The 15,135-nt window shown below is 63.7% G+C and carries 14 protein-coding genes; 4 read left to right on the forward strand and 10 right to left on the reverse strand.

The window, feature by feature from the left end; all coding sequences use genetic code 11:
- Nucleotides 1–30 precede the first annotated feature (30 nt).
- Both JMY29_RS12285 and JMY29_RS12290 read left to right on the forward strand, forming a co-directional pair.
- Nucleotides 31–1,359 carry a nicotinate phosphoribosyltransferase gene (locus JMY29_RS12285; protein WP_026266922.1) on the forward strand — a complete coding sequence of 443 codons (1,329 nt, stop codon included), beginning with the start codon at nucleotides 31–33 and terminating at the stop codon, nucleotides 1,357–1,359.
- Nucleotides 1,359–1,985, forward strand: coding sequence for an isochorismatase family protein (locus tag JMY29_RS12290; protein ID WP_018776323.1), 627 nt, complete (start codon nucleotides 1,359–1,361; stop codon nucleotides 1,983–1,985). The genes JMY29_RS12285 and JMY29_RS12290 overlap by 1 nt, the downstream gene beginning before the upstream one ends.
- A 130-nt stretch (nucleotides 1,986–2,115) precedes the next feature.
- On the opposite strand, the gene JMY29_RS12295 is transcribed toward JMY29_RS12290, so the two are convergent.
- The 8 genes from JMY29_RS12295 to JMY29_RS12330 form a co-directional block, all read right to left on the reverse strand.
- Nucleotides 2,116–3,891, reverse strand: a complete 1,776-nt coding sequence (locus JMY29_RS12295) for a DEAD/DEAH box helicase (RefSeq protein WP_189075146.1) — start codon at nucleotides 3,889–3,891, stop codon at nucleotides 2,116–2,118.
- Between the two features lie 112 nt (nucleotides 3,892–4,003).
- Complete coding sequence (locus JMY29_RS12300; RefSeq protein WP_018776325.1) at nucleotides 4,004–4,342, reverse strand: DUF3039 domain-containing protein; 339 nt, start codon at nucleotides 4,340–4,342, stop codon at nucleotides 4,004–4,006.
- An 8-nt stretch (nucleotides 4,343–4,350) separates the two neighbouring features.
- The gene (gene nagB / locus JMY29_RS12305; protein WP_026266923.1) at nucleotides 4,351–5,133 is read right to left on the reverse strand and encodes a glucosamine-6-phosphate deaminase; all 783 of its coding nucleotides are present in this window, start codon (nucleotides 5,131–5,133) and stop codon (nucleotides 4,351–4,353) included.
- A 92-nt stretch (nucleotides 5,134–5,225) separates the two neighbouring features.
- Nucleotides 5,226–6,797, reverse strand: a complete 1,572-nt coding sequence (locus JMY29_RS12310) for a hypothetical protein (RefSeq protein WP_026266924.1) — start codon at nucleotides 6,795–6,797, stop codon at nucleotides 5,226–5,228.
- Nucleotides 6,779–7,669: an ABC transporter ATP-binding protein gene (locus tag JMY29_RS12315; RefSeq protein WP_110503957.1), complete on the reverse strand. Its 891-nt coding sequence runs from the start codon at nucleotides 7,667–7,669 to the stop codon at nucleotides 6,779–6,781. Before JMY29_RS12315 ends, JMY29_RS12310 begins: the two co-directional genes overlap by 19 nt.
- 40 nt (nucleotides 7,670–7,709) lie before the next feature.
- A complete protein-coding gene (locus tag JMY29_RS12320; RefSeq protein WP_189075147.1) occupies nucleotides 7,710–8,810 on the reverse strand; it encodes an NADH:flavin oxidoreductase/NADH oxidase in 1,101 nt (366 codons plus the stop codon).
- Complete coding sequence (locus JMY29_RS12325) at nucleotides 8,810–9,787, reverse strand: tetratricopeptide repeat protein (protein ID WP_189075148.1); 978 nt, start codon at nucleotides 9,785–9,787, stop codon at nucleotides 8,810–8,812. The genes JMY29_RS12320 and JMY29_RS12325 overlap by 1 nt, the downstream gene beginning before the upstream one ends.
- A gap of 37 nt (nucleotides 9,788–9,824) precedes the next feature.
- Nucleotides 9,825–11,582: a hypothetical protein gene (locus JMY29_RS12330; RefSeq protein WP_018776331.1), complete on the reverse strand. Its 1,758-nt coding sequence runs from the start codon at nucleotides 11,580–11,582 to the stop codon at nucleotides 9,825–9,827.
- A 202-nt stretch (nucleotides 11,583–11,784) separates the two neighbouring features.
- On the opposite strand from JMY29_RS12330, the gene JMY29_RS12335 reads away from it, so the two are divergent.
- Nucleotides 11,785–13,077, forward strand: coding sequence for an AI-2E family transporter (locus tag JMY29_RS12335; protein WP_026266926.1), 1,293 nt, complete (start codon nucleotides 11,785–11,787; stop codon nucleotides 13,075–13,077).
- Between the two features lie 126 nt (nucleotides 13,078–13,203).
- Here the strand turns inward: JMY29_RS12335 and JMY29_RS12340 are convergent, their stop codons facing one another.
- Both JMY29_RS12340 and JMY29_RS12345 read right to left on the reverse strand, forming a co-directional pair.
- A complete protein-coding gene (locus JMY29_RS12340; protein WP_039242038.1) occupies nucleotides 13,204–13,998 on the reverse strand; it encodes an alpha/beta hydrolase in 795 nt (264 codons plus the stop codon).
- Between the two features lie 19 nt (nucleotides 13,999–14,017).
- Nucleotides 14,018–14,362, reverse strand: a complete 345-nt coding sequence (locus tag JMY29_RS12345; RefSeq protein WP_018776334.1) for a hypothetical protein — start codon at nucleotides 14,360–14,362, stop codon at nucleotides 14,018–14,020.
- A 49-nt stretch (nucleotides 14,363–14,411) separates the two neighbouring features.
- Between JMY29_RS12345 and nucS the strand changes: the two genes are divergently transcribed.
- On the forward strand, nucleotides 14,412–15,107 hold the full coding sequence (gene nucS / locus JMY29_RS12350; RefSeq protein WP_018776335.1) for an endonuclease NucS: 696 nt from the start codon (nucleotides 14,412–14,414) through the stop codon (nucleotides 15,105–15,107).
- The last annotated feature ends 28 nt before the right edge of the window (nucleotides 15,108–15,135 follow it).

The following is a 15,135-nucleotide window of genomic DNA, read 5'->3' on the forward strand; positions in this document are numbered from 1 at the left end:
TTCTATGGCGGCTCGCACTAGAGTGAATTCGTGAGTAGAGCCGCGTCGTGGGACCACCCCGCAACATCCTTGTACACAGACCACTACGAACTGACGATGCTGCAGGCCGCCCTGCACTCAGGTGCCGCGCATCGCCGTTCTGTGTTTGAAGCCTTCGCCCGACGGTTGCCGGATGGCCGCCGCTACGGTGTGGTGGGTGGCACGGGACGCTTGCTGGAAGGCATTGCGGACTTCAGGTTCGGCGATGCTGAACTCGCATTCCTGGAGCAGAACAAGGTAGTAAACAGGGAGACCCTGGATTACCTTGCCGACTACAAGTTCAGCGGCGACATCTGGGGATACGCCGAAGGGGATGCCTATTTCCCCAACTCCCCCATCCTCATCGTCGAATCGACTTTCGCCGAGGCCTGCATCCTTGAGACGTTCGTCCTTTCGGTCCTTAATCACGACAGCGCCATAGCCTCGGCCGCGTCACGGATGACCTCGGCGGCCGGAACCCGCCCCTGTATCGAGATGGGCTCCCGGCGCACACAGGAGGAATCGGCGACGGCGGCAGCACGCGCCGCTGTCATCGCCGGCTTCGCCAGTACCTCCAACCTTGAAGCCGGCCGGCGCTACGGCATCAAAACCGTCGGTACCGCAGCCCACTCCTTCACGCTTCTTCATGACACCGAGCGCGAGGCCTTCGAAGCCCAGATTGCCACCTTCGGTCCGGGGACTTCCCTGCTGGTCGATACCTACGACGTCGAAACTGCGGTTCGGACCGCCGTCGAGCTCGCCGGTGACAAACTCGGCGCAGTACGTCTGGACTCCGGCGACCTCGTTGCCCAGGCGCAATGGGTCCGGCAACTGCTCGATGACCTCGGCAACGTCAACACGCGCATCGTGGTGACCTCGGACCTGGACGAGTTCGCCATCGCGGCGCTGCAATCTGCCCCGGTGGACTCCTATGGCGTGGGGACGTCGCTGGTCACCGGTTCAGGCGCTCCGACGGCGAGCATGGTCTACAAGCTGGTCAGCCGCACCAACGACGCCGGTGAGTTCATCTCCGTGGCCAAGGCTGCCAAGAACAAGGCAAGCGTCGGTGGCCGCAAGTACGCCCTCCGCAAGCTCAACGAGCGCGGAAGGGCCACCGCCGAAGTCGTGGGCATCGGCCACCGCCCGGAAGATGACGGCAACGACCGTCCGCTGCTTCATCAGTTCGTCAAGAACGGCGAGGTCCTGCCGGGATGGACCGGGCCGGAAGGTGTTGTCCGCGCCAAGGAGCGCCATGCGGCAACCATGGCCGAACTGCCACCCGTAGTGAACCGCCTGCAGCGTGGCGAAGCCGCCATTCCCACCATTTACGAGGAGAACTGATGTCCCGGGCCTTGATCATCGTTGATGTCCAGAACGACTTCTGTGAGGGTGGCACTTTGGCGGTCGAAGGCGGCGCGGATGTCGCTGCCGCGATTACGGAGTATGTGGACGCCAACCAGCAGCACTTCGATCACATCGTTGCCACGCAGGACTGGCACATCGAACCGGGCGACCATTTCTCGGACGATCCCGACATGGTGGACTCGTGGCCGCCGCACTGCCGGGCCCGAAGCAAGGGCGCCGAGCTCCATGAGGACCTTGACCCTGAGTACATCCAGGCGTACTTCCGCAAAGGACAGTACACAGCCGCTTACTCGGGCTTCGAAGGCGTCCTGGCCCCGGAAGACGATGTTCCTACCGGGGACCTGAAGGCGGGAGCAGCGGTCGAGGAAGTACTCGACGAGGACGCGATCGGGCTCGATGACTGGCTCCAGAGCCATGACGTTGAAGACGTGGTGATTGTTGGCCTGGCTACCGACTATTGCGTCAAAGCCACAGCTTTGGATGCTGTCCAGGCCGGATACAACACCACCGTGATCGCCGGCCTCACCGCGGGAATCGCCGGGGACCTCAGTGACACCTTCGACGAGATGGAAGCTGCCGGCGTCGACGTCGATCACAGTTGACCCATCGCATCTGAACCATCGCATCTGAACCATCGCATCTGACCAGGGCACCGTTCCCTGAAGTCACGCGGAGATGACGAAAGGGCGCCGCTGGTAGCGGCGCCCTTTCGTCATGTGGGCTTGTTACTGGTTACTTCCGGCCGATGAACCAGTCCTGAAGCTTCCGAAGCCGTGCCTGCAGTTGCTCCTCGTTGGCCTGGGCAACAGCCGGACCGCCGCAAACCTCGCGCAGCTTGGTGTGGACCACCCCGTGCGGCGTCCCTGTCCGGGCAGCCCACGCGGCAACGTTCTTGGCCAGCTCATTGCGCAGGTCCATGAGCATCCGGTGGTCCGGAATCGCCGGCGAAGCCGCAGCAGCCAGTGGCGACTGCCGCTTCTTGCGCGACTGCTGCTCGTGCTGGCGCTGCCGGAGCAACGTTCCCACCTGCTCGGCATCAAGGAGTCCTGGGATGCCGAGGAAGTCCAGTTCCTCGTCGGAGCCGATGTCCGCCCCGGTACCGAACTCGCCACCATCGAACAGGACACGGTCGAAGGACGCTTGGGAGTCCAACGCCTCAAATTTGCCCTTGGTGAGCTCGTCGGAAGCTTTGTCTTCGCGGTTGGCCTCGGCCATCAGGTTTTCTTCGGGACTGAAAAGTCCGTCCTCGTCCTTTTCAGGGCGGTCCAGCGCATGGTCGCGCTCGGCCTCCATGGTGTTGGCGAGAATCATCAAGGGCGGTACCGACGGCAGGAAGACCGACGCCGTTTCGCCCCTTTTGCGCGCACGGACAAAACGTCCGACAGCCTGGGCAAAGAACAAGGGGGTCGAGGTAGAGGTGGCGTAGACGCCCACGGAGAGGCGGGGTACGTCAACACCTTCGGACACCATGCGCACGGCGACCATCCAGCGCTTGTCCCCTGCGGAGAACTCCTCGATCTTGCTCGATGCCTTGGAGTCGTCCGAGAGAATCACTGTGGGCGATTGGCCGGTGATTTTCTTCAACTGGCCGGCGTAGGCGCGGGCGTCATCGTGGTCCGTGGCTATCACCAGGCCACCGGCGTCAGGCACTGTTCGACGGACTTCGCTGAGGCGCTTGTCCGCAGCTGCCAGGACGGCGGGAATCCATTCCCCGGTGGGATTCAGAGCTGTGCGCCAAGCCTGTGAGGTGATGTCCTTGGTGACTGCTGCCTCGCCCAAGGAAGCCGCCATTTCGTCCCCGGCACTGGTTCGCCACCGCATCTGGCCGGAGTAGGCCATGAACAGGACGGGGCGCACGACGTGGTCCCGCAGTGCGTTGCCATAGCCGTACGTGTAATCGGCCTTGGATCTGCGGATCCCGTCCCGGTCCTCGGCGTAATCGACGAAAGGAATGGGTGAGGTGTCGGAACGGAAAGGCGTACCCGTCAAGGACAGACGCCGGGCGGCGGGATCGAAAGCCTCACGGAGGCCATCGCCCCACGACAGGGCTTCACCACCGTGGTGGATCTCATCAAGGATCACCAGGGTGCGTGCGGCTTCAGTCTTGGCACGGTGCAGCATTGGTTTGCTGGCCACCTGTGCGTAAGTGACGGCAACGCCCACGAACCCCCTGCCGTGCTGGCCGTCGGAGTTCTTGAAGTTGGGATCGATGGCGATACCCACCTTGGCGGCAGCATCGGCCCACTGCCTCTTGAGGTGGTCCGTTGGCGCCACGATGGTGATGCGGTTAACCACGCCGCTGTCCAGCAGCGTGGTCGCAATCCGCAGGGCGAAGGTGGTCTTACCTGCACCGGGCGTCGCCACGGCGAGGAAGTCCTTCGGGTTGCGGGTCATATACAGGTCAAGTGCCTCCTGCTGCCAGGCGCGCAGCTTGGGAGCCGTTCCCCAAGCTGCGCGCTCCGGATACGCGGGAGGCAGTGAAGGACCACCGAAAAGTGTTTCTGTCATGCTGACTCCCCCGGCCTCACGGCAGTTGCGGTTGCCTCAGGCTTTTCGGGCACGCAAAAGCGGACCGGAAAGCGGTGACGTTCAGAAGGGGACTGTGTTTTCTTCCCACCCACTACTTGGAGTTGCCCGGGCCGCCGTTGTTTCCACCGTCATTGCCGGGACGGAGGCCTTCGTAAATCTCCTTGCACTCCGGGCAGACCGGGAACTTCTGCGGATCGCGGCCCGGCGTCCAGACTTTGCCGCACAAGGCAATCACGGGCTCGCCGGTCAGGGCCGACTCCATGATCTTTTCCTTGCGGACGTAGTGGGAGAACCGCTCGCGGTCGCCGGGCTCCACTTCCTGGCGTGTTTCTTCACGCTCAATGGTGGAAGTGGACGTTCCGGCTCCGGAAAGCTCGCGCATGGGGTCGTTTTCGAATGGATCCGGAGGAAGCGTAGTCATGCCAAACATCTTACCGTCTACAGGCCCTGCCACTCCGGCTTGTTGTCGTAGGTGTGCCGGTAGTAATCAGCCAGTTTCAGTGATGAAGCTGCCGCTTCATCCACCAGGATGGTGGCGTGGGGATGCATCTGCAGGATCGATGCCGCGCAAATCGCAGCCACCGGGCCTTCCACGAAATCCCGGACCGCCTGGGCTTTTTGGGCGCCCGTGGCCACCAGGACCACATGCTTGGCGTCCATAATGGTCCCCAGCCCCTGGGTCACCACGTGGTGCGGGACGTCGTCGATGCTGTCGAAGAAGCGGGCGTTGTCTTTGCGCGTCTGCTCAATCAGGGTTTTGATCCGTGTCCTCGAGGCAAGGGATGAGCCAGGCTCATTGAACCCGATATGCCCGTCAGTGCCCACGCCCAGGATCTGGAGATCCACGCCTCCGACGGCCTTAATGGCGTCCTCGTAGTCCTGGCATGCTGCTTCAAGGTCTTCGGCGGCACCATCGGGGCCGTGGACGTTCTCCGGTTTGATGTTCACCCTGTTGGTAAATTCACGCCGGATTACCTCCCGGTAAGACTCAGGATGTCCGGCCTCAAGGCCAACATATTCGTCCAGGGCGAAGCCGTGGGCCTGGCTGAAGTCCAGGCCCCCGGCTTCGTAGCGGCTGGCCAATTCGTCATAGATGGGCAAAGGAGATGATCCCGTGGCAAGCCCCAGCACGGCATTCGGCTTTCGCCGCACCAATGCCTCGATGGCATCGGCAGCAAGCGCACCGATCTGCTTGGTGCCCGGGAGAATGACAACTTCCATCGTCATGGCCTTTCTTTCTGAGGATCATCTTCTGTCACAGAGGTTATCCCATGTCCCATCTATAGGCCACGGCAATCACGGTTATTACGGAATCAGCGGTTAACGCTGAGCTCGGCAAACATCTCCGGTCCGCGCGCGTCGAGCCACTTCCCCCCGAGGCGAACGCCCACCACGAAAAGAGCCAGGCCCAGCAAAGGACCAACCGCGAGATTGATCCAACCTGCTTCAGGACCGCCGCTGAAGGCCTGGACGGCCACCAAAGCGAGTTCCGGAATGAGGAGCAGAGCCAGGACTGCCATCCCGGCTCCCTGGACAAGCAATGTCTGGGCAACGTTTCCCGGAGGCTTCTTGAAGGGGCTGTCGCCAGGCAAGGGTACGGCAATGTTATACCGGGCCGAGATCACCGAGGAGAGTCCCAGCCCCGTGAGCAGCGTTCCGAGCGACAATCCCAAAAGGTTGGGCAGCCACTGCCAGTCCCCGGTGAGGAACAACGGTCCCACGGTAAAGACCAGCACCACGGGAAGTGAGATGACCAGGCATGCCAAGGCGCGGCCCAACCGGTCATCGATTCCCCGGACACCCGCGGCCAGGTGCAACGCGAAAGCGGTGTTGTCGTAGGAAACATCTGCACAGATGGACCAGGCCATGGTAAAAGCCGTCAACGGTCCAAGAATCATGAACAACCCGTAGCTGCCGCTCTGCGAACTGCCGAAGAAGAAAAGGACGGGGAACAGCGGAACGATGACCAACGATGCCGCATACCTCGGATCCTTCATCCAATAGACCAAGGCACGCGCCATAACCGCACCCGTAGGAGTGCCGGGAAGCGTGCCGAAGAGACCAAGCTTCCCGCCCTTCCGGGCTGAGCCTCCCGAGTAGGTGGGAGTCACCAGCGCGCGCCGAAGAAGCAAGTGCCAGCACAGCAGCAGTGCGCCGATGGTGGCCAACGCAATCAAAACCTTCAGTCCGGCGGCTGCCCACTCCCCTGCTTCGAGGTCCCCGCCGAGCGACCACGCTGCACCGAGGGGTGTCCACGACAGGGTACGGGCGAGCCCGGGAAGGTAATCCGAAGTGTTGCGGACACCCTCCACGATTCCCATCATGATGGGTCCCAGCAGGACCAGGGGGATGAAAACGATGATGCTGCTGATGTCCTTGAACCGCCGTGAGGCCGAAAGGCCGGCGGTAGCCGTAGTCACCACCTTTGACAACACGATGCAGGTCAGCGCTCCCAGGACGGCACCCAGCAAGGCGCCCACCACAGACGGAGCGCTCCGCCACCAGGTCCCTACCGTTCCCAGGGCCGCAATCAACGTTGCCAGGCCGGGGATGCCAATGAATCCAGCAAGAGCCAAACCGGTCAGGAGCTGCCGGGACGGGATCGCGAACGTGGTGAAACGTGCGGGATCCAGTGTCATGTCGGCTGCGGACGCTACCAGAGGGATGATCGCCCAGCCCAGGACAGTGGCCACTCCACCCAATACCACCACGGTGTGGGCGATCTCCGGATCGGCCCACCGCAGCGCTATAAGGCCTCCAACAAGGAGGACCAGCATTCCCAAGGCGTAGAGCAATCCCAACGCCATACCGACCAACTGCCATGGGCTCCGCTTGAACCCGTTAAGAAGCAGGCGCCACTTCAGGCTTAGAAGGTGCGCAACCATTCCAGCCCCTCCGTCCGGTGTCCGCCGCCTACCAACTGGACGAAGCGTTCCTCCAGGGTCGAACCGTTGCGGACTTCATCAACAGAGCCTGCGGCCAGGACCCGGCCACCGGCAACTACCGCGACGTGGCTGCACATGCGCTGCACGAGATCCATCACGTGGCTCGAGACGATGACAGTGCCCCCGGACGCTACATAGCTTTCCAGGATGCCCCGGATGTTGGCCGCCGACACCGGATCCACCGACTCGAACGGCTCGTCCAGCACCAGCAGCCGCGGCGCATGGATCAGCGCCGATGCCAAGGCAATCTTCTTGGTCATGCCGGCCGAGTAGTCGACCACAAGGGAGCCGGCATCGGCTTCGAGGTCAAGGGCCGCCAACAGCTCCGAAACCCTCGTGCCCACTACGTCACGATCCATGCCCCGCAGGAGGCCGGAATATGTGACCAATTGTTCGCCGGTCAGGCGGTCGAACAGGCGGACGCCATCGGGCAGGACGCCCATGAGCTTCTTGGCGGCCAGTGGTTGGGCCCAGACATCGACTCCGTGGACCAATGCGGTGCCGAAGTCAGGACGCAGCAAGCCTGTGGCCATGGACAGCGTGGTGGTCTTGCCGGCCCCATTGGGTCCGACCATTCCGTAGAACGAGCCCGCCGGTACTTCCAGACTGACTCCGTCGACGGCGATCTTCTCGCCGAATCTCTTGGCCAGCCCCCTGATGGACAGGGCAGCCAAGGGCGGCTCACCTGGTGTCTGCGGCGGTTGCGCCGGCCGCGTTGTTGCAGCGGCGTCGGGCGTGGAAGCCGCGGGCGGGGACTCGGATGCCTGGGCGGGCGTGGATATGGGCATGGATTCATGGCGTGGTTCCGTCATGTGACCAGCCTAACCTCGTGGGCAGAGGCGCGCCGGGGTTCTAGAAGCCGTGGCGGGGCACGGCCCGCTGGTACTGCGGAACCCAGGGCAGATCGTAGCCAAGCCCGTAGGCAGCCCGGAGCCACCAATGCGGATCGCGGAGCGCCGCACGCGCCATGAATACGGCATCAGCCCTGCCGTTGGCCACGATGTCCTCCACTTGGGTTGGACTTGTCAGCAGCCCCACCGCGGCGGTGGGCACACCGGCGTCGCGCTTTACCTGCTCGGCGAACCCGGCCTGGTAGCCGGGTACCGCGCGGATCTTCTGATGCGCAACCGCCCCTCCGCTGGAGACATCCACCAGGTCAACGCCCCGTTCTGCCGCAGCGCTTGCCAGCCTGGTCGAGTCTCCCACCTCCACGCCGCCGTCGGCCCAGTCGGAGGCCGAGATACGCAGGAGAAGAGGCATCGAATCGGGGATGACTTCCCGGACAGCCTCCACCACTGAGAGCATGAGCCGGTTCCGGCCCTCCTCGTTTCCACCCCACCGGTCCGTACGGGTGTTGATGAGCGGGCTCTGGAACTGATGCAGAAGATACCCATGGGCGCCGTGGATTTCGACAGTGTCGAAGCCAACGGCCACAGCCCGGGCGGCCGCTGCGGCAAAGTCGGACACGACACCCTGGATGTCCTCTTCGCTCATGGCCGCCGGCGCCGCATAGCCGTCATAGGCCTGGTTCGTTGGACCGACTGTCGACCAGCCGCCGTCGTCCGCCGGGACCGAACCCGAACGTTCCGCGAACGGCCAGTAAGTGGAGGCCTTCCGCCCTGCGTGCGCCAGCTGGGCACCGATCCTGCAGTCCACGGCGCCGTGCCTGTGCACGAACTGCACGATCCGTTCCCAAGCGGCAGCCTGTTCATCCGAATAGAGGCCGGCATCCAACGGGCTGATCCTGCCCACCGGGTTGACAGCCGCCGCCTCACTCATGATCAGCGCAGCGCCTCCGGCGGCGAAGGAACCCAAGTGCACCAGGTGCCAGTCGTTCGGAACCCCCTCACCAGTCTCCGGATGGCAGCTGTACTGGCACATCGGCGAGACCCAACCCCGGTGCGGGATGGTCAGCGAACGCAAGGTGAGGGGAGAAAACAGCGCCGATCCCACTAGAAGAGGACCCTCGCCAATCCCTGCCGGGCCTTGGCCACGCGGTCGTCCTTGATTCCCACAACCTCGAAGAGCTCCAAGAGCCGCAGACGGGCAGTCTCCCGCTCGGGACCGAAGTTCCTGCCGATGAAGCTGATGATCCGGTTGAAGCCGTCCTCGATGTGGCCACCTGAGATGTCAAGGTCAGCGACGCCCAGTTGCGCCTCGACATCATCGGGCTCCTGGGCGGCACGGTCGCGGAGGGCTTCTGCCTCGGGGGCCGTGAGTTTCTCCAGCCTTGCCATCAACTCAACCTGTGCCAGGCCTGCTTTTGCCTCAGCATCAGCCGGCTGTTCAAGGAGCGCCTGCTTGTAGGCCGCTACAGCGGCGTCGTAGTCACCGGCTTCGATGGCATCGACGGCGGTCTGGTGCAGCGGCGGGAGCGGTGCGGGTTCGGCATCGTCAGCCTGCGCGGCGTCGCCGATGCTTCCGGTGACACCATTCGCGGCCGCCACCTTGAGCAGTTCATCGACGAGGTTCCGGATCTGCGCGTCATCCGCCGGGCCTTGGAACAACGGAACAGGCTGGCCTTTGATCACGGCGACGGCGGTCGGGACGGCTTCTACCTGGAAGGCCTGGGCCAGTTGAGGGAAGGCATCTACGTCAGCGGCGGCAAGCACCAGCCGTCCGCCATAGCTTTCAACGACCTGCTGGGCAGTGTCCAGGACAGCGGGCGATTCGGGGGCGTACCGGGACCAGAGAAGGAACAGTACGGGAATCTGGGCGGACAACTGCACCAGGTCCTGGAAGTTTGTTTCTGTTGCATCCACACGGAGCGGGGCTTTGCCGGCCTCACCCCCTTGGGGTGTCTCCCCGTCCGCGGGGGAAGGAGGCCCCTGTGGCGGGGTCGGGCGGCGCAACGACGAGAGGTCGACGGCGCCGCGCAGGTTGAGCTGGCTGGCAGCGGCTGGAGTGGGTCGGTATCCGGGCGAACTCATACCGTCCACTCTAGCCGCTGCCTACCTGCTGGTCGGGCTACTTGAAGCTGGCTCCAACCAGACCGCGGGTAGCGGCCACGAGCTTCATGGGATCGGATGATCCCGCAGGCGGGATGTACACGGCCACGGACTCGGCGAAGTTCAGGACCATGCCGGTGGTGGTTTCCTTGCCACCGGCGAATACGGCGGAGTCGTCCTCAAGCAGGAGCTTGTCGCCCGCCGCCTTGGGAGTTCCCTCGAACGCGAAGTCCAGGCGTCCCACTACCAATGCTCCCCCGTCAGCGGTCTTCAGCACCACAGTCTGGTTTGGCACCGGAGTGTGGGTGAACTTGAAGTTGGCGCTGGTGCCGTTCTTCACGGTGTCCGCCTGGTAGGCAAGGGCCCCGGCGATATACGGGGACGACTGGCCATCGGCGAGCTTGCTCCGGTTTGGCGAATCCGGGTTCGTCAGCATCTCACTCAGGATTTCCAACGCCTGGTTGCCGCTGTAGGCCAGGCCGGTGCTGTCGCTGGCAGGCACTGGCGTAGTGCCCTTGCGGGCCACCGGGAAGGACGGGAAGTTGGTGCCCGGCTGGAGTGGCGCGGTGCCCCACAGCTTGTAGTTCTCACGCGGAGAAAGCTGAACGAGCGTGAGGACCTGCGGAACGACGTTTCCTTCACCCTGGGTCAGGGCATAGACGGTCCTGGGCCAGTCCTTCTTGGTGCTGATGACGCTGCTCTCGAGCTTGGTGGCCCGGACAGGCATGCGCGGTTCGTACGCCGAAACGGTGGACCGGATCTTGTAGTTCTGGGTGCGGATCTGGAGTTCCATTTTGTCGACGCGCGGGGCCAGCTTGGCAGCATCCTTCGCGGCATCGGCTGCGTCCACCGTGCTGGCTACCTGCTCCAGGATGCGCTGGAGCTGCGATTCGAGCATCACCGGTGTTCCGCCGTCGCCCTCAGCTGGTGAGGAAGCCGACGCGGTGGAGGTGGCATTCGGTGAGGTGGTGGCTTGGGCGGCCACAGCGGACCCGCCGACCATGACGGCGGCCAAGGCGGCTGCGACGGCAGTGACGCGCAACGCCGGACCTTCGACTCCACCAGTACGACGGCGGGCCTCATCGCCGGTGGGCGACTGTACGGGCAGGGTGGTGGTTGCTTCGCCACCCTGCGGCCCGTCTCCTTCGCCGTCTTTACGACGACTGCCCAGAGCCTTGGCAATGAACGGCAGCGCCGCGCCAACCAGGATGATGATGATGCCCAGAACAATCAGGGGCACAGCCCAGGGGGTGGTTTCCTTGTTCGGGAAGGTCATGGAGATGGCAGACGGGGCAGGCTTGGTTCCGTCGGCAGCCACCAGCAAGGACCACTCGCCGTCAGCGGGCGGGTTCCACGTGTATTCGTAATCGCCGCTCGCGTCTTCAGTGCTGACCCAGAGATCGGAACCTGCCGGGGACGGCGCAGTGGCCTCACCATCGGCGGATGTCGCTTCGAGTGACTTCTGGTCTGCCGAGACGCCGGTCAGCGTGGTGTGGGCGGTCTTACCTACCCAGGCGTTGACGTCGTCGGGGCGGCCAGTGGCAATCATGTAGTTGCCTTCACCCTGGATCTTGATCTTCACCGGCCCCTCATGCAGGTCAATGAGTTTTTGATCGATCACGGTCAGCGGGGCAGCTTTGGTATCGCTGGGAACCGAAGCCGTCACCGTCTCAGCGGGGGCCCAGAAAGTCAGCTGGCCAATGCCGGCCAACATCGTCAGCAGGCCCAGCAGCACCAGCAAGGCTGCAGTCTTCAAACGCACAGGATCACCTATCATCAGCGGTCGTTGAACTTCAAGGGTAACCGTTTTGTTATCAAGGAGTCAGATCGGGGTGATCCCGGCGACACCCGAAAAAGCCTGCCGTGGCGCCGCTGTGGCCCGATTCCGCGGTCCTGATAGTGTGGCGATGATCATGATATCCGGGCCCATAACTGCCTGAATTGACCCTGTACCACCAACGAAAAGGCTGTACAAGCGCGTGAAAGACCACATGGAGTCCCGTCCCGACGATGAGCCCGGGTCAGCCGCGGTGAACGCGTCATCGGACGCGCCGTCAGCCTCGGTTCCCGTCCGGACCGGGCGGCTCGCCGCCATCAGCCGCAGGCTCAGGCAGCCCATCCCCGGCGCGCGCACCCGTGTCCGCTTCGAGATGCCGCCGGAAGACGACGGAACGGGCGATCAGGACGGCTTCCGCCCGGAAGACGATCACGGCTTTGGCGCGCCCGGCCCCCGGATGTCGTCGCAGCACCCTCTTTACGTCGGTTTCATGGGAACGGCTGGCGTGGGAGTCGCCCTTGCGGTGTTCTATATCGCAAGCAACACCACCCAGCTGATCCTGTGGATCGTGGCCGCCCTCTTCATTGCGTTGGGCCTTGACCCCGTGGTGCGCTGGCTGGAGTCCCACAAAGTACCGCGCCCGGCAGGCATCCTCATCTCTGTCTCCGCCCTGGTACTTGCTGTTGCCGGTTTCTTTGCGACCCTGATTCCCACCATCGTTGAGCAGGTGTCCGAAATCGTGCGGCAGGCCCCGGATTGGATCCGCGGCTTCCTCGACTCGGACTTCTTCCGCAACGTGGACAGCCAGTTCGGCGTTCGCGACCGGATCACCACCGAACTGGACAAGTTCGTCAAGGACCCCGAAGCCATGGGCGGCATCTTTGGCGGTGTTGTTGGTTTCGGTTCAACCGTGGCCAACGGCCTCTTCGGTTCCCTCATTGTCCTGGTCCTGAGCCTGTACTTCCTGGCAGCCCTGCCCTCCATGAAGAAGTGGGCTTACCGGCTGGCACCCCGTTCCCGCCGCCCACGCGTGGAAGCGTTGTCTGAAGCCATCACGGATTCCGTGGGCAACTACGTGATCGGCCAGGCTTGCGTCGCCCTCTTGAACGCCATCTTCGCCTTCATCGTGATGACCATCCTGGGGATTCCCTTCAGCGTCCTGCTGGCATTCGTCGTGGCGTTGCTCGCCTTTATCCCGCTCGTGGGCGGCATGATCGCCGCCGTCGTTGTAATCCTCGTGGCCCTCACCGCAGGGTGGCAGACGGCCGTTGTCTACGCGATCGCCTATTTCGCCTACCTCCAGTTCGAGGCCTACTTCATCTCGCCGCGCATCATGCAGCGCGCAGTCGCAGTGCCGGGCGCGGTGGCCGTCATCTCCGTTATTGCCGGCGGCAGTTTGCTTGGCGTCCTGGGCGCACTGATTGCCATTCCCACCGCGGCCGCCATCATGCTGCTCATCAAGGAAGTCTTCATTGTCCGCCAGGACCGGCACTGACGGTCCTGATGTGCCCATGAAGAAGCCCCTGAACCGTTTGGTTCAGGGGCTTCTTCATGTCCGGGATGTTCGCCACGAACCAGCCGGATCAGGCACTCGCCACCGGATCAGGCATTGGCCACCGGATCAGGCATTGGCCACCGACCCCGCCCACTCACGCGGCAGTCCCTGTGCGCCGGCACCCGCCGGCGTGACGTCGTCGACGATCTCATCAAGGACGCGCGCCGCGTACTTTTCGCCCACCCAAAGGTGCTTGGCTCCGTCGACGCCAACAACCCGGGCCTGCGGCACCAGGCTGAACCGGCCGGCAGCCTCTTCCGGCTGCAGGTAGTCATCATGCTCAGGCACCAGGACCGTCAGCGGCTTGCCGGACTCCGCCCATTCCTTGAGGTGCACATCCGTGGCCCGATGCAGCGGCGGGGACAACAGGACCGCGCCTTCGATCCGGCTTGCCACCGGCTCCACCGCTCCATACATCAGCGCCAGTTCCGTCCCGAAAGACCACCCCACCAGCCAGCGGTTCGGCAGGCCGCGCTCGACGGCGAAACGCACAGCCGCCTCGACGTCGTACCGCTCACCTACGCCTTCTTCGAACTGTCCCTCACTTGTCCCGCGCGGAGATGATGTGCCACGGGTGTTGAAGCGAAGCACCGCGACGCCGGCCAGGGCAGGAAGCCTGTAGGAAGCCTTGCGGTAGACGTGGGAATCCATGAAGCCACCATGCGTCGGCAACGGATGCAGCGTTATCAGCGTGGCCGTGATCTCCCCTGATTCCGGCAAGGCGAGCTCGCCCAGCAGGACCTTGCCGTCCTCGGTGGTGAATGCCACATTCTCGCGTTTGGCGGGAAGAACCGTTGAGGCACGGATCTCCGATGGCGCGTCCTGTGGGGTGAAAACGAACGAGGCGGGATCGAAAGTCATGCATCCAAGCCTAAGCGCATCAGCGGTAGCGGTACGTTCGGGTAGTCCAGCAATTGGTGTGCCAGTGGCGGCGCTCAGCCAACCCCGCGGCCTGGCCGAAGAGGTGGTTGTCGGACCACACCACCAGGTGGGCGATTCCCGGCAGGATCGCCGTTGAACAACCCGGGCAGATGTACTGCTTTTCCGCCTTCCTGGCCGTCATGGTCCGCACCATCCAGTCACCATCCGGAGCACTTTCGCGCCGGGCGATCCCCGCCCTGGCCCGCTCAAGATCGAGCTCCGGCACCGGTTCCGCCCATTTGCCTCCTCCACTGCCGGGACGTGGGCCGGACGCGTTGCGGCGGGGACGGTTGGAGCGGGGCATACCTCCATTCTGCCCCAGGCAACCGGGCATACGCGGTAATGTGGGGCGGGTGCGACTCGTCATAGCCCGTTGTTCTGTTGATTACGTTGGCCGCCTGAAGGCCCACCTCCCCCTCGCCACCCGGCTATTGCTGGTCAAGGCGGACGGCTCGGTGCTGGTGCACTCCGACGGCGGCTCCTACAAGCCGCTGAACTGGATGAGCCCGCCTGCCACACTGCGGGTGACCACCCCCGAGGAAACCGAGGTGGAAGAGGGAGTAGTGGAGCAATGGACGGTGCAGTCAGCCAAGACCGATGACCGCCTCATCATCAATATCTACGAACAACTCCACGACACCTCTCATGACCTGGGCACCGACCCGGGACTGATCAAGGATGGAGTCGAAGCGGACCTGCAGCGCCTCCTGGCCGAACAGATCGAGACCCTCGGTGCCGGTTACTCGCTGATCCGCCGCGAATACTTCACGGCGATCGGCCCCGTGGACATCCTTGCCCGCGACGCCTCCGGCGCCACAGTCGCCGTCGAACTCAAACGCCGCGGCGACATCGACGGCGTTGAGCAGCTCACCCGGTACCTGGAATTGCTCAACCGGGATCCTTTGCTGGCACCCGTCCGTGGCATTTTCGCCGCCCAGCAGATCAAGCCGCAGGCGAAAGTCCTCGCCAATGACCGCGGCATCGATTGCGTGACGCTCGATTATGACGCCATGCGCGGTGTGGATGACAGCGAGTCCCGCCTCTTCTGAGGACGCCTCGGGCTGAGTGTGCCCCGGG

It is taken from the genome of Paenarthrobacter nicotinovorans (genome assembly GCF_021919345.1).
GTDB lineage: Bacteria > Actinomycetota > Actinomycetes > Actinomycetales > Micrococcaceae > Arthrobacter > Arthrobacter nicotinovorans.